Raw genomic sequence first — 14,800 nt, 5'->3', positions numbered from 1 at the left:
ACAACATCAATGCATCCACGATGACATTGGGCAAACAACAATAATAATTGGGAAACATGCGCATTCGCCAATACGGCAGTTTTACTCGCAAGGAGAGCCTACATACAAAAAAGCGGTCGGTGTTCTCAGTCACTCTGAACGTGCGCTTTTTGGGGAAAGCAGAGTGCATCACGAGGATAAGCACCCACAGATTCAGTAGGCAGCGGTGGCAACGCCCCAGACATTTTGTATGTCTGGGGCTTTTTTCATTATGCGGTTACCAGCTCCGCCTGTTCGGCACGTTTCAGAAAGGCATAAGTGGCCCCCGTCAGAATCGTACCCGCCGCAATCGCCACCAGATACATCAGCACAGGTGTAATGGCGTTCGGGATAAACAGCACAAACAGACCACCATGGGGTGCCATCAGTTTTGCCCCGAACAGCATAGACAATGCGCCGGTTAACGCACCGCCAGCCATGCAGCTTGGAATCACACGCATAGGATCACGGGCGGCAAATGGAATCGCCCCTTCTGAGATAAAACACAGTCCCAGTACAAAGGAGGCCTTGCCGGCTTCCTGCTCAGGCTGCGAAAATTTACGCTTAGCCAGGAAAGTGGCCAGCCCCATGCCCAGTGCCGGCACCATACCGGCAGCCATCACGGCCGCCATCGGACCATAGGTTTGTGATGCCAGCAGACCAACACCAAAGGTATAGGCCGCTTTGTTGACCGGACCACCTAAGTCAAAGCACATCATACAGCCCAGCAGAATGCCCAGCAGCACAGCGTTAGCCGAACCCATGTTGTTCAAAAACTCAGTCAGTCCGTTCATGGCCGCAGATACCGGACCGCCAACGATGTAGATCATCACCAGTCCGGTGATCAGGCTGGCGAGCAGCGGAATGATCAGAATGGGTTTCAGTGCTTCCATCGAAGCGGGTAAACGCACATTTTCGGCAATCAGCTTGGCACTGTAACCGGCCAGGAAACCGGCAACGATCCCCCCCAGGAATCCGGCCCCGGTTGAACTGGCCAGCATGCCGCCAATTAAACCCGGCGCCAGACCCGGACGATCCGCAATCGAGTAAGCAATATAGCCCGCCAGCACAGGCACCATCAGCGCAAAGGCCGAGCCGCCACCGATCTGCATTAATGCCGCAGCTAAGGTGCCCTCTTCTTTGAACGCTTCGATACCAAACACAAACGACAGGGCAATCGCCAGACCACCAGCCACCACCAAGGGCAGCATGTGCGACACACCTGTCATCAGGTGCTTGTAAGGGCCGGTTTTCTCTTCTTTGGCTGACGCCGTGGCCGCACCGGATGCTTTGCCATGAAACACGGAAGCAGAAGCAAAAGCAGTGTCGATTTCCTGTCGGGTTTTCTTCAATGCCGCGCCGGTACTGGTTTTATACAGTCGCTTTCCTTCGAAACGAGACAGATCCACTTCGATATCAGCAGCAATGATCACCAAATCAGCCGCTGAAATATCTTCCGCCGTCAGCTGGTTCTTGGCTCCCACCGAGCCACGGGTTTCGACTTTGATGCTGTAACCCTGGCGCTTTGCTTCTTCTTCCAGCGCTTCTGCAGCCATAAAAGTGTGTGCGACCCCTGTCGGGCATGCCGTAATGGCAACAATGTGCTGTGCCGCAGAAGCTGATGCGGACTCTTCAACAATCGGTTCTGCCTTTGCCAGCACTGTAGCCTGCGATACCGCCGATTGCAGGAAGGCATCAGGATCAGCCAGACAATCGGCCATGCCGCCGCGATACAGTTTCTTACCAACAAAACGGCTCAGATCCACCGGACAGTCGGCAATCACGACCACAGCATCGGCCTGATCAATGGCAGCCTGTGACAGCGGGGTCACCGGCATAATACTGGACTGGGCTTCAATTTCCGCCTGCCAGTTCAGCGCTTTCGCCGCCTGTTCCATTAAACCGGCCGCGATGACCGTATTTGCGATTCCGCTCGGGCAAGCGGTCAGTATTGCTATCTTCATGTCGTCACCTTTGTCATTCAACAATTCACGTTTGGGCCAACAGGCTACTGGTTACTGATCTGAACACTTTCCAGCGTTTGGTGAAGCAGCCCGGCATCAGGGACACCAACCCCGACCTGAGTCACAGCCAGTGCCGACAACGCCGTCGAAAACGCCAGTGTTTCTTGTTTATTCCATTGATTGAGGTATCCCCAGCATAAGCCAGCCACCAGGGTATCCCCGGCGCCAACGGTGCTGACGACCTCCATAACCGGCGGCTGCGAGTGCAACCAGCCAGATTCATCCAGCCACATCACGCCTTTCGCGCCCAGCGATACCACAACATTGGCGATATCCTGGCGATAGAGCGTTTCCGCGGCGCTTTTCAGTTCCGCCGGTGTTTCCAATGGCTTGCCGCACCAGGCAGACAGCTCTTCGTCATTGGGCTTCACCAGCCAGGGCGCGGCGGTCAGGCCGGCTTTCAGGGCCTGATTACTGCTGTCAAACAGCACCTTTTTGCCCTGTGCTTTCAGTCTTTTAATCCATTCCGCACAGGTTTGCGGACTCAGTCCCGTTGGCAGGCTGCCTGCAATCACAAACACTTCATGCTGTTCGGCCAGCTCAAACAGTTTGCTTTCCATCGCGGCCACATCGTCCTGGCTGACAGTCACACCGGGAAAGTTGATATCGCTGACACGGCCACTGGCTTCGACCAGTTTGACATTAATCCGGCTGGCGCCCTGTACGCGGACAAAGGCATCTTCAATCCCGTACTGGCTGAAGAGTTCACAAAACGGGTCCTGATTTTCAGTGCCCAGCAGTCCGGTCACAGTCACAGCGGCGCCCAGTTCGGCCAGCACACGGGCGACATTGACTCCTTTTCCAGCCGGGTGCAGCGTCCCGCGTTCGACCAGATTGACCGTACCGGCTTCCAGCACGGATAAACTGCCGGTCAGATCCAGCGCAGGGTTAAGGTTCACCGCCACCACTTTGGGTTGGGTCTCATGTCGGGTTGCCTGAGTACTCATCTATCTGCCCTCACCCAGTCCGGCAGCAATCGCATCACCGATGGCCGACAGGGCTTCAGGGGCATCCGAGCCGTCAGCCATAAATTCCAGTTCATGACCATGCTTGACACCCAGCGCAATCACTTTCATCAGGCTCTTGGCATTGACAGATTTACCGTCGCCCTGCAGATTTTTCACTTGAATCGCCGATTCGAATTTCTTCGCCACACTCACCAGCATGGCGCCGGGACGGGCATGCAGGCCGTGCGCATTGCGGATCTTAAACACGGCGGTGTTAGCCGCATCGCTCGCCGCGGGCTGAGCGTCTGTAAACACTGCCGGGAGTTGTGCCGCATCGGCTTCAAACAGGGTGTGCAGCTGGTTCTGGTACATCTTTTGCGCCAGCAGGTTCAGCGGTTTATGACAGGCCGCGTTACAGGCAGCCAGCATGAGCAAGCCTTTCACCGGTTGTTCCTGATGGAGAATTTCTTGTGACGGCGTCACAAAAGATAAGGCAGTACGGCTTACCCCTTTGCTGCTTTTGGCCAGCCAGAGTCCCTGCCCCAGATACGAAGCGCTTTCGGCGATCACATCAGCCACAAATGCATTATCCGCTGCCTGCTTATTTTTAATCAGACCAGCCGCCACCGCGGTCAGCTGAAGTAAATCGGTTGCAGGAAAGTGCAATGAAATCAGTGATTCATCAAAATCAGCTTCCAGCTGAGTATCGCCATTCAGCAGTGAGATTAAAGCATCAGCAGTGTTGCACTGCCGGATCTGCTCGGCCACACCGTCTGCCGACAGCACTTTGGTCAGTTGTTTCAGTATCCCGAGGTGTTCATCCGATTTCGCAGCAATGCCAATCGCCAGATACACAGTATTGCCGTCACCCCAGTCGACCCCCTGCGGGTAATGATGAATTTTCACGCCGGTTTGCTGAACAAGATCCCGGGTATCGGTTGTCCCGTGAGGAATCGCAATCCCGCTGCCGAGAAAGGTCGAATTTTGCGCTTCGCGGGCCAGCATGCCTTTGACATAACCGTCAGACACCAAGCCTTGTTGGGTCAGTTCACCGGCAAGGGCCGATATGGCAGCGGTTTTATCTCTGGCTGATTGATTCAGCATTATGTCTTGTTGCGTCAGTGACAACATCTGTTTCACTCCCCTGTTTGTGCTCACCGGCTCTGGAGGCCGGATATACTGAGTGTTTTGTCTGATATTCGATTCAGCTTTAACTATATCTAAAACCAAAGCTGAAACGATTCAGCACCGAGGTAAATAAAAAGTTTCAGCGTTGTATCAGAGAGTATAGAATATCTGAGAAGACAGTGCTGAAACCTTTCAGCTATGATGCTGGATCGATTCAGCAAGAATTGCAAACAATGGACATTGGATCCGTTTTCAATCTATGATCCACCACACACTTTGCCTGATTTTCGAGTGAATGAGACACGATGAAGCTAGATGAAATTGCCAGACTGGCGGGCGTTTCCCGCACGACGGCCAGCTATGTGATTAACGGCAAAGCCAGCCAGTACCGGATCAGTGAAAAGACCCAGCAAAAAGTCATGGCCGTGGTCGATGAACACAACTTCAAACCCGACCATGCGGCCAGCGCGTTGCGGGCAGGCAGCTCACGTTCGCTGGGCCTGATCATCCCGGATCTGGAAAACTCCAGTTACGCAAAATTGGCCAAGCTTCTTGAACGTGACGCACGCAAAGCCGGCTACCAGGTGATTATCAGCTGCTCTGACGATGAGCCAGAGACAGAAATGAAAGTGGCGCAGACGCTGGTCGGACGCCGTATCGATGCCCTGATTGTGGCGAGCAGCTTGCCTGCTGACAATGTTTTTTATCGCCAGATTCAGGATGCCGGTGTCCCGGTGATCGCCATTGACCGTGGCCTGGATGATGAGTTTTTTGCCTGTGTGATCAGTGAAGATCACGACGGTGCTTATGCGCTGACCGAGCAGCTCATAAAAGCGGACACGGCTACTATTGGCCTGATTGGCGCCGTGCCGGATCTGGGGATTTCACAACAGCGAGAAATGGGATTCCATGCCGCCATCCGTGATCACCGGCCCGACATAGCGGTGAAGACACTGTATGGCACTCACTTCAGCCCTGAAGAAGGCCAGCGTTTGCTGCAGATTTGGATTGACGACGATCAGGTGCCGGACTGCATACTCATCACCTCCTACGCCTTATTTGAAGGCATGCTGGACTGTTTTCTGTCCCACCCTGAGCTGATGGCCGCCACCCAACTGGCGACCTTTGGTGATCACAGATTGCTGGATTTTCTGCCGATGCGTATTCACTCTCTGCCACAGCAATTTGAAGAGATTGCAGACAGCGCACTGGAACTGGCGCTCAATGCCACCGCAGGACGATACCGCCCCGGCGTCGAAGTGATTCCGCGGCAATTAAAAATTCGCTGAGGGTTAAATACACGCCACAATCAATGGAATTCACCAATTGTGGCGTGCAGTGCGATGATTATTCAGATTTGAAGCAGGGTAAACCAAACCCATATCGATTTAGAACATTCAATTGTAAGGAAAATAGATCATGCACCGGTTCCAAGCTGAAAATCACAGTCGAGTCTATAAATGGCTTTACTTGTGGCCATTTCTATCTCCTTTACTTGATCGGCCGACAGATCAAACCCACCAGCGCCACTAAGTAAAAAATTCATATCATCTTCAGTCAAGCCAGCTATCTGCTTTATCTTATCTAAATGTGACTTTTCAATTTCAATCTCAAAAACCAACAATTCAGACTCTTTATCAAATGCTTCCACGACAACTTTCATTACTTTTCAACCTCTCTAGATGGGTCAGCCACTTTAGTCTGCTCACCAGTGATATGGTCAAATTCACCCAAATGCTTACCATTTTTAGTGTAAACTTCAACCTTACCATGCTGCGAGTCCCATTCATAAATCCGCCCTTTTTTATCCTTCCAGCGCTCACGAAGTTTTCCTCCACCTTTGACTGCCGTTTTCTTTTTGGCTTTGACTGCATCAGGAAAAGCAGGTAGAGGCGGACTACCCTTTGGTGCTGGAATATATTTTAAATCACCCGAGGGTTTATTGAATACCAGATAAATCGGCGCAATCCCTGAACCGTCAGGAAACACCAGAATCGCATCACGCCAGTGTGCTTCTTCTGTGGCCGGAAAGGTTTCAACGGTCGGGGTTGGCATATCTGAGATGGGTGTGGTGTGAATATCATCCACCTCAAAACCATCATCATGATCCGGGGTCAGTTGCCACGCTGGCTTGCCCGCTTCATTTGGTATCCAGGTAATATGCGGGCCGTTTTCCTCCAGCGTAACTGAGTAGTGGTTGTTCTTTTGATCCAGCCCGACATAGCGCACCGAAATGCGGGTGTCATCCATGTGATACGCGCGAACCTGCGGGTAAGACTCGCCCGGGGCCGGATCGGTCAGGTGGATGCGGATCCGGCTTTGCACGCTTTCCAGGTTGTGCAGTTCTTCTTCGGTATGCTGGGTGTCGTCATCGTGCCAGATTTTTTGCTGCATCATCAGCACTGAGGTAATCCCGCCTGAGGTCATCAAACGGTAGTCGTCCAGTACACTGCCAAGCTTACCGGTCAGCCTGGTGAGAGCGTTAGCGGCATCCTTATTAGCCGAACTGAGTGCCTTGTTGCCAACCGCGCCGCCTGCACTGCTCGCAAGTGCCGTCTGGGTGGCTTGCTGCGCCTGAATCACTGCGATTGGATTGGCATGAGCCGAGCTGAAAAACCACGAGAACGGCCCGAAATTGGTGATCGGCTCTGGCGATGTACCTGCGTCTGTGCACCCTTGCGGGACGTCACAGGACTTGGCAAACACCGGCGCTACTAACGACTTGATGCGCACCACAGGAATATCTGCCGCCAGCCCGCTGGAGGACATCGGGACAACGCTGGTGTCTTCAATACACAAACCGTCATAGTGATAGCAAGCGTTAAGTGGCTGATTAACATCTGACGGCGGCACCGGCGGACGCTCTCTGACCGGCTCAGAGACAGCCACAGCATCCGGTGATTGCACTGTCAGAATGTGCCCCGCCTCCAGCAACAAGGGGTTTTCTTCGTAACCTGGATTCAAATCCAGCAATTCGCGGGAGGTGAGGCCGTATTGCTGTGCAATCTCAGACCATGACTCCCGCTGTCCGGTGGCCGGATCACGCTGTACCGTATGAGAGTTTGTTGACTCAGCCTGATGCAGCTCATTGCTCTTGTTCTCCCGCTTAACGACAGGCTCTTTGATGGCATCCAGCAACGCACCGAGGTCGATTTTCACGCCGTTTTGTACCAGCCAGTCTTCACTCAGATTATCCAGGTGCAGACGAGTGATCCGCTCACGGCGATAGACCAGATACTGATTGTCTGCCTTCTGATCGCCTCGCTTCCACGGCAGCAAAATCGCACTCTGTACGCCCTGATAAAGCGCATCACTGAGCTGTTCATGAGAGGCATGCGTTGCCTGAAATGCCCAGCGCTGATGACCAAGAATCTGGTATTCCTGCACCAGCTTGCCGTCACAGAAATGGTAGAAGTAACCCTGTGTGGGGTGGCCCAGGCGCCCGTCAATTTCTACCGCAGGCATCACAGCGACGAAAGCATCCTGGGCCTGACCGGCTCCTTTGGGATGAACGGTCACCGGCTCAACCGGGGTGACGCCCAGCAATGAACCGGCGCGGATCACGTACAAATGCTTCGGCTCTTCAACCCTGACTGTCGTGGTATGGCGATAGCCCTGTTCAACCGGTTTGATTTGCCAGTTTGCCCGCCAGTCTTCTGCTTCGGTGTTGCCTAACGCAAATTCGCAAGTGCTGTGCTGGTGCAATGACTCAGTCGAACAGGACAGATCAAAACTGTACTCAAACTGTGCCACTGGCTCCGGGTCTTCCCGTACCGGCGGCGGAGGCGTAAGGGTGGCGTCATCCTCAAGGGGCGCATAAGACGCCTTTGGATACCGTCGCTTCACTGAATCGTCATCCGCACTCACAATGCCTCCTGAAAAAAAGCAGGTCTATCAAAGATTTTGTGCAAGATTTTACCACCGGGAAGCGGTTGCGGTGTGACGGTTTTTGCGGGGGTTTGTCAGTGGAAATAACAGTTTTCAGGTTGCGAATTGCCGGTTTGGGGTGCGGGAATGAAGGGTGGCTGTTTAAGGCGTTATCTTATCAATACCCGGTCAGTTCCATGAAACCTTGTCCTTGATGGCTGCCGGACGCGGTTACCGGGCCTTCCCAGTACGGGAAAAGAAACGGCAGTAATTGATCTTCCCTTTGCGCCTGTACATCGAGATCGATCTGCTGTGCAGGAACTTGCAAATGCCAGCGGGTCGGAAATTCCCTGCCGGAGAGTGTCGTGGTCGCTATCGGTGTCAACGAAGCCTGATCAGAAGACAGGGCGATTGAACGGCCATCCGGCCAGCTCAGGCTGCCGAAGACAAAAGGATCATGCTGCGTACTGCGGAGCTGATAAAGCATGAGTGCGCGGCCGTCATCCAGATGGAGAGAAAACCAGTCCCAGCCGGTTTGATGCTCAGACATCGCCTGACTGCTCCATTCGCGATCAAACCAGCCCTCACCTTTCACCACCATCGGCACGCCGTCGAGTGTCACAACCCCGTCCAGCAGCAAAAACGGCATGCTGTAATAGTAAGACGCCAGCCGCGGATCCGTGGGATCTTTCTGGCTGTAACCCGCCTCACCCTGCCTGACCAGATTGCCATAGCTCCGGATATTGAGCGTTGCGGCCATATTCGCATCTGTACTGGCATCTGCAAACGTCAGAGTACCGGGAAACGGTGATGAGTCCAGCCCCTGCCAGCGCCAGTTGTCCAGCCAAAGTCGATATGGTTTGTCTTCCACACCGGCCTGACCAATGCCGCCGCGGGCAAAGCGCTCAGCCTGCCAGCGTTTTTCTGCCGTGGCCACCACCGCATGTGCCATAAACCGCTGTGTATCTTGCCAGCCTGTGGCGTTTTCAGCCCCTGAAAACGGCTGAGCGGCAATGCGAAATAACGTCCATTGCACCGCAATCCACTGACCTTGCTCGGTTTCCAGATTGGCCGTCAGATACCACCATTCGGTGCGAAACCCCGGATGACTCAGGTGATCTCTCGGAAACACCAGAGGCTGACCGGGCAAGACTTGTTCAAAACCCGTCTGGCTCTGCTGCGACAGAATGTCCGCAGTCCGGTTTTCAGGCCCGATCGGTTCGCACCCTGTTATCCCTGACAAGAGGTACAGAACACAGAGAAGTCGTTGAAACAACGTATCAGCCCCCATCAGAATGCCTCCCTGAGCGACAGCATGGCGGAACGCTTGACCAGACGCCACACCGGCCAGGCACCGGCCAGCAGCAATGCGGTCAGCGCCGTCCCGAGTGTCAGCAGGTACTGAAGCGGGAAAAACTTCACGGGCATGGTCCAGCCAAAGGAATACTTAAGCACTACATCGATCAACAACTGTGCCAGCAGCAAGCCAAGAGGGAGTGCAATCATTGCCGTCAGCACACCAATCGCTGCTAACTGCCCGCCGCCGAGTAAGGCCAGCTCTTTCCCTGTCATACCCATACAACGTAATAGCGCAAACTGCCTCTGGCGCGAGAGCTCACCCGCGATTGTCGCAATGAACAGGCCACCGATGGACACCAGCAGTGTGAGTTTACCCAGGGTGGCTGTGACGACGAAGGTACGGTCAAACACTGCCAGTGCCTGGGTCATAATCTGCGCGTTATCGCGAACCTGATTGGGCTTCAGGCCGAATGTTTCCTGCAACTGGCCCTGAAACGCGGATGTGCGATCTTTGTTGTCCAGGTGGACGGCAAGACTGACTTTGCCATCTTGATGAAACAGCCGGTGCCATTGCTCATCAGACACAAAAATCTGGCTGTATGGGTTGCCGTAATCATAATAAATCCCGGCCATCAGCCAGTTCTCTCCCAGCCTTAACGGTAAATCAACGCGCTGGCCGGGCTGCCATCCCCTTTTCAGTGCCAGAGATTCACTGGCCAGAAAAACTTTCTCTGTGCCGTTGGTCTGCAGCGCAGACCAGTAGCCGTCTATATGTTGCTTCATGGGCAGCGATTGTTTTTCACCCTCGGAGCGGCCAACACTGAGCACCTGCAAGGTGTGCTCTTTCAGCTCGGCGGGGACTTCCTGCCGCCACCGCCACCATACCGCGGTCACTTCAGGCTGTTCCGCGGCCCAGTTTGCGATGCCTGCGGCCTGAGCTGTGGCAGGCTGCACATAGATATCGGCAGCCAGCCTCTGGCCCAGCCAGGTCTGAGTGGCCTGCCGAAAGCTGCCCACCATGGTATCCATGCCGATTGTTGCTGCCAGCGCCAGCATAAACGCCATCGCCGCTACACCCCGGTAACTCAGACTGGCGGCTGCATCACTGAAAAACCAGCGCAGCCGGGGCGACTTCAGCCATCTGGCAATGGCTTTGAATGCTGCCCACAACAGAAATGGCATGATCAAACCCGCCGCCGCTAGCAGACAGCCAATCAGCACAAAGCCGGCAAACTGACTGTGATCGGCAAAATAAACAAGGACAGCAGCCATAATAAAGACGCCGGACATACCAGCCTGCCAGATAAACTCTCGCCAGCTGCCCCGAACCATCGTCATCTGCGCCGTCAGCCTGATCGGTGGGGTACGAATCAACCTCATTAACGGCCAGCCGCAGGCCAGCAGAGTGCCCAGAACCGCGATCACCAGACTCAGCGCGCCCCATTGCCAGTGCCATTCTGTTGTCAGCGCAATATTCGCCTGATAGAGATCACTCAGTGTCACGGCGACAGAAGGCAATAACTGACGGGCCAGAAACAATCCCAGCAGGTTACCGCCCGCGACGCCTATCATCAGCCAGATGACCACTTCAACGCACAAGGCGCTCGCCAGCTGCCTGCCCGTCACGCCGGCCTGACAGAGCAAACCAACCAGAAACTGGCGCTGGGTGAACGACAATGACATGGCTTGGTAGAAGATAAATAGCCCGACAACAAAAGCCAGCATCCCCATGGCAAACAAATTCAGGTGAAATGCCCGGGTAAGCGGCTCCAGCTGCGCACTGTCATTTTCAGTCAGGATCAAACCACCAGGCAGCAGGGTGTTGATGTCCTGTTGCTCCTGAGCGCTCAATGCACCGCACAGCACGGCGGTAAACCCAGATCGGGGAATAACTGCCTGACCAGCCCCATGTCCGCCAGCAAGCGGGAGCCCTGAATCCGGTTGTTTCCCACCAGCACCAGGCGTCCGACTGCAGCGCCAGAATCCAGCGTCAGTAGCTGACCTGCCTTCAGTCCTTTAATCACGGCCAGTTCGCGATTTATCCATATCGGATACGGCTTTTGTGTCAGGGACAGTGTGCCTGTCACCTGACCATTGGACTGAGTGAACGGCAGCATCACAAACGGGTCGATACCAGCCAGCGTCAGCTCACCGGCTTCGGCCGTCTGAATCCTGTGGGTGTCGAGAGGGATACATTGCTGATACCCCAGCCGTCTCAGCTGAATATAAAAGCCCTGGGGCACAGTCATGCCTGCCTGATGATGCCGGATGGCATACTGAAACGGATTATCGAATAACATCTCGCCAGCCCTGTAACTCGCCTTGGCCTGCTGATTGACCGCCAGCACACCCACGAGCAATGCCACCCCCATCATCAACCCGAGCAGCAAGAGCACTATCTGCAGCGGGTGGCGCCGGTAATGTCCCCACAACGCATTAAAGACGGGACTGCGCATTCAGTACGCCCCCTTTGAGCACGATGCTGCCGTTCATATGGGAAGCAACCTGCTTGCTGTGAGTCACCAGCAGTAAAGAACAATTGAGTTGCTCACAAAGTCCGGTCAGCAAGCCCATGACGGCCCGGGCATTGCGCTCATCCAGGCTGCCTGTCGGTTCATCAGCCAGCAGGATGTCGGGTTCCATGTATAAGGCCCGTGCAATGGCCGCCCGTTGCTGCTGCCCCCCGACATTTCCTCAGGATACCGTTTCAGCAAAGGTTTTAAATCCAGTGCAGAGACAATCGTTCGCCACAATTCAGGCTTTTCCGGCCAGCCTTTTAACTGACGGCAGAACTCAATATTGTCTTGCGTTGTTAAGGTAGGAAGCAGATTAAACTGCTGAAAGATAAGACCAATATGATGACGGCGAAAAGCAGTGCGCTCACGTTCGGTGACGGCATGAATCGGGGTCTCTGCCAGCCAGATTTCCCCTTGGTCAGCCTTATCCAGCCCGGCAATCAGGTTGAGCAATGTACTTTTCCCTGACCCGCTTTCCCCCATCAATGCAACCTGTTCACCCCGCTGCAGTGTCAGTTCGGCGCCCTGAAGCACAGAATGAAACTCATTGCCATCCTGATACCCTTTGCAGAGCTCGACAAGTCGCAGCATTCCTCCCTCCGCGGACACAATGCAGACCTCCATTGTAAAGTAAACCGCTGCTTATCAGCCTGAAATCAATCTGTTTTCAAAGAATGGATTCAGGAGCTAAGTGTAGTACAAGGCTTGATAATCCGATTGGTGTTTAAAAGTGCTGACTTGTCTCATTCGGGTCACCATCCCCTCACAACGAAACAAACTATCCTTAAACAGCAACATCGATGTTCAGCGTGAAGTGGCATCAGCTCTGCCGGACTGATACAGGGGTAACAGAAATGGCAAATCCACTCATCAGGAAATCAGCAACGGCTGCGTGTGCCAATCTGGCAAATTACCGGCAGTGTTATGATGAATTTGATCGTGCTTGCCCTAGCGGGCCTCAACTGGCCGGGTTACCTGGCGGTGGTCTGAATATATGCTTTGAAGCGCTGGACCGCCACCTCAACAGCCCTGTCGCTGACAAACTCGCCATACGCTGGATCAGTAAAAATGATCAGGTCACCGACTTCAGTTATCGCGCTCTGTGCCAGCTCACCAGCTGTTTTGCCAGCATACTCCCAGTCTTAGGATTACCAACAGGTGCGCGTGTTTTCAGTCTGCTCGGACGCCAGCCAGAACTCTACATTGCAGCGCTTGGCACCTTAAAAGCCGGTTGTGTTTTTACGCCACTATTTTCTGCTTTCGGTCCTGAACCCATTCGTTCCCGTATGGAAATCGGTGAAGCCCAGTTACTACTGACGACCCTTAGCTTGTATCGCAAAAAAGTGAAACCGTGGCGAAACACCCTGCCAAGTCTGAAAGCTGTCATTGTCATTGACGGCGACCCTGAATCCGAACCCGGCTGTTACTGTCTGGCAGAGCTCATGCAAAAAGCCAATCCCGACTTTCCTTGCGTCGCCACGCAACCCGAAGACATGGCGCTGCTGCACTTTACCAGCGGGACGACCGGCAAGCCGAAAGGTGTCATCCATGTGCATCAGGCCGTTGAGTACCACCAGTTATCGGCTTACTGGGCGCTGGATTTGAAACCCTCAGATATTTACTGGTGCACGGCCGATCCGGGCTGGGTCACCGGCACGTCCTACGGCATCATCGCCCCATTGTGCTTAGGTGTAACAATGATCATCGACGAGGCCGAGTTTGACACAGAGCGCTGGTATCACCTGCTCCAGCAACAACAGGTGACTGTCTGGTATACCGCGCCAACCGCTATCCGGATGCTGATGAAAGCTGGCACCGATATTCGAAATCAGTATGACCTTTCTGCCCTGCGTTTTATTGCCAGTGTCGGTGAACCGCTCAATCCTGAAGCCGTCATTTGGGGCCAGACCGTCTTTTCTATCCCTTTTCATGACAACTGGTGGCAGACAGAAACCGGCGGCATCATGATTGCCAACTTCGCCAGTCAGGACATCAAACCCGGGTCTATGGGCCGTCCGCTTCCCGGTATCGAGGCGGCGATACTCAGCCAGAATGATAACGGATCGAGCGAAGTGATCACCACGCCAATGCAAGTTGGCGAACTTGCTCTCAGGCCCGGCTGGCCATCCATGTTTCGAGGCTATCTGCATCAGGAAGAAAAATACCAGCGCAGCTTTGCTCACGGCTGGTACCTCAGCGGCGATCTGGCGATGCAGGATGAAGACGGCTATTTCTGGTTCGTCGGACGCAAAGATGATCTCATCAAGTCCTCCGGACATCTGATCGGTCCATTTGAGGTTGAAAGCGCTCTGATGGAACATGAAGCCGTGGCGGAAGTCGGTGTTATCGGTAAACCGGATCCCGTCGCGGGTGAAATCGTCAAAGCCTTTGTGACACTCAAACCCGGCTTTACACCCGATGAAGCACTGCAAAAAACCTTATTGGGTTTTGCCCGCCAGCGCCTGGGGGCTGCCGTGGCGCCTAAAGACATTGTTTTTCGCCGCAACCTGCCGAAGACCCGCAGCGGAAAAATCATGCGCCGGCTGCTGAAAGCCCGTGAACTCGGGCTGCCTGAAGGCGATATCTCAACTCTGGAGAGTGATGAGCAATGATCAGCAAACTCCATATCAACCGTGCTCACTTGCTGCAGCAACTCAAACAAATGCTCAGGATCCGCCGTTTTGAAGAAAAATGTGCCGAACTTTATGCACTCGAGAAAATTCGGGGCTTTTTGCATCTCTATATCGGTGAAGAAGCCGTGGCAGTTGGTGTCATGAGCGCACTGACCGCCGATGACCAGGTGGTTGCCACTTACCGGGAACATGGCCATGCACTGGCCCGCGGGGTAAGCATGGGCAGCATCCTGGCTGAAATGTACGGCCGGACCACAGGATGCAGTCGCGGACGCGGCGGGTCGATGCACCTGTTCGACCGGGCCACGCATTTTTATGGCGGCAATGCCATTGTCGGTGGCGGGCTCCCTCTGGCAACGGGGTTGGCG

10 protein-coding genes and 2 pseudogenes are annotated in these 14,800 nt (G+C 54.3%); 3 read left to right on the top strand and 9 right to left on the bottom strand.

The window, feature by feature from the left end:
* Positions 1-248: 248 nt before the first annotated feature.
* From fruA to fruB, 3 genes are read right to left on the bottom strand one after another with little or no spacing between them, the layout of a single operon-like run.
* A complete protein-coding gene (gene fruA / locus P4S53_RS16245; RefSeq protein WP_337113477.1) occupies positions 249-1,982 on the bottom strand; it encodes a PTS fructose transporter subunit IIBC in 1,734 nt (577 codons plus the stop codon).
* A gap of 44 nt (positions 1,983-2,026) precedes the next feature.
* On the bottom strand, positions 2,027-2,989 hold the full coding sequence (pfkB, locus tag P4S53_RS16240; RefSeq protein WP_337113476.1) for a 1-phosphofructokinase: 963 nt from the start codon (positions 2,987-2,989) through the stop codon (positions 2,027-2,029).
* A complete protein-coding gene (gene fruB, locus P4S53_RS16235; RefSeq protein WP_337113475.1) occupies positions 2,990-4,120 on the bottom strand; it encodes a fused PTS fructose transporter subunit IIA/HPr protein in 1,131 nt (376 codons plus the stop codon).
* A gap of 302 nt (positions 4,121-4,422) precedes the next feature.
* Here fruB and cra point away from each other — a divergent pair, with 302 nt between their 5' ends.
* The gene (gene cra / locus P4S53_RS16230) at positions 4,423-5,406 is read left to right on the top strand and encodes a catabolite repressor/activator (protein WP_337113474.1); all 984 of its coding nucleotides are present in this window, start codon (positions 4,423-4,425) and stop codon (positions 5,404-5,406) included.
* Between the two features lie 128 nt (positions 5,407-5,534).
* Here cra and P4S53_RS16225 read toward each other — a convergent pair whose 3' ends face one another.
* The 6 genes and pseudogenes from P4S53_RS16225 to P4S53_RS16200 form a co-directional block, all read right to left on the bottom strand.
* A complete protein-coding gene (locus P4S53_RS16225; RefSeq protein WP_161459512.1) occupies positions 5,535-5,780 on the bottom strand; it encodes a DUF7683 domain-containing protein in 246 nt (81 codons plus the stop codon).
* Positions 5,780-7,984, bottom strand: a complete 2,205-nt coding sequence (locus P4S53_RS16220; protein WP_337113473.1) for a colicin E3/pyocin S6 family cytotoxin — start codon at positions 7,982-7,984, stop codon at positions 5,780-5,782. The genes P4S53_RS16225 and P4S53_RS16220 overlap by 1 nt, the downstream gene beginning before the upstream one ends.
* Positions 7,985-8,162: 178 nt before the next feature.
* Positions 8,163-9,326 (bottom strand): lipocalin-like domain-containing protein, encoded by a 1,164-nt coding sequence (locus P4S53_RS16215; protein ID WP_337113472.1) that lies wholly within the window; start codon positions 9,324-9,326, stop codon positions 8,163-8,165.
* Positions 9,275-11,149, bottom strand: a complete 1,875-nt coding sequence (locus tag P4S53_RS16210; protein ID WP_337113471.1) for an ABC transporter permease — start codon at positions 11,147-11,149, stop codon at positions 9,275-9,277. The genes P4S53_RS16215 and P4S53_RS16210 overlap by 52 nt, the downstream gene beginning before the upstream one ends.
* On the bottom strand, positions 11,131-11,739 hold the full coding sequence (locus P4S53_RS16205; protein WP_337113470.1) for a hypothetical protein: 609 nt from the start codon (positions 11,737-11,739) through the stop codon (positions 11,131-11,133). The genes P4S53_RS16210 and P4S53_RS16205 overlap by 19 nt, the downstream gene beginning before the upstream one ends.
* Positions 11,720-12,390 (bottom strand): annotated as a pseudogene (locus tag P4S53_RS16200) (ABC transporter ATP-binding protein). The gene P4S53_RS16205 and the pseudogene P4S53_RS16200 overlap by 20 nt, the downstream one beginning before the upstream one ends.
* Before the next feature lie 263 nt (positions 12,391-12,653).
* Here P4S53_RS16200 and acsA point away from each other — a divergent pair.
* Positions 12,654-14,411, top strand: coding sequence for an acetate--CoA ligase (gene acsA / locus P4S53_RS16195; RefSeq protein ID WP_337113469.1), 1,758 nt, complete (start codon positions 12,654-12,656; stop codon positions 14,409-14,411).
* Positions 14,408-14,764, top strand: a pseudogene (locus P4S53_RS16190) (thiamine pyrophosphate-dependent enzyme); the annotation flags it as partial. The gene acsA and the pseudogene P4S53_RS16190, both read left to right, overlap by 4 nt.
* Positions 14,765-14,800: the final 36 nt, after the last annotated feature.

Source organism: Photobacterium sp. Hal280 (genome assembly GCF_037162255.1).
In the GTDB taxonomy this organism is placed as follows: Bacteria; Pseudomonadota; Gammaproteobacteria; order Enterobacterales; family Vibrionaceae; genus Photobacterium.
This window is presented reverse-complemented; position numbering and strand designations above follow the sequence as displayed.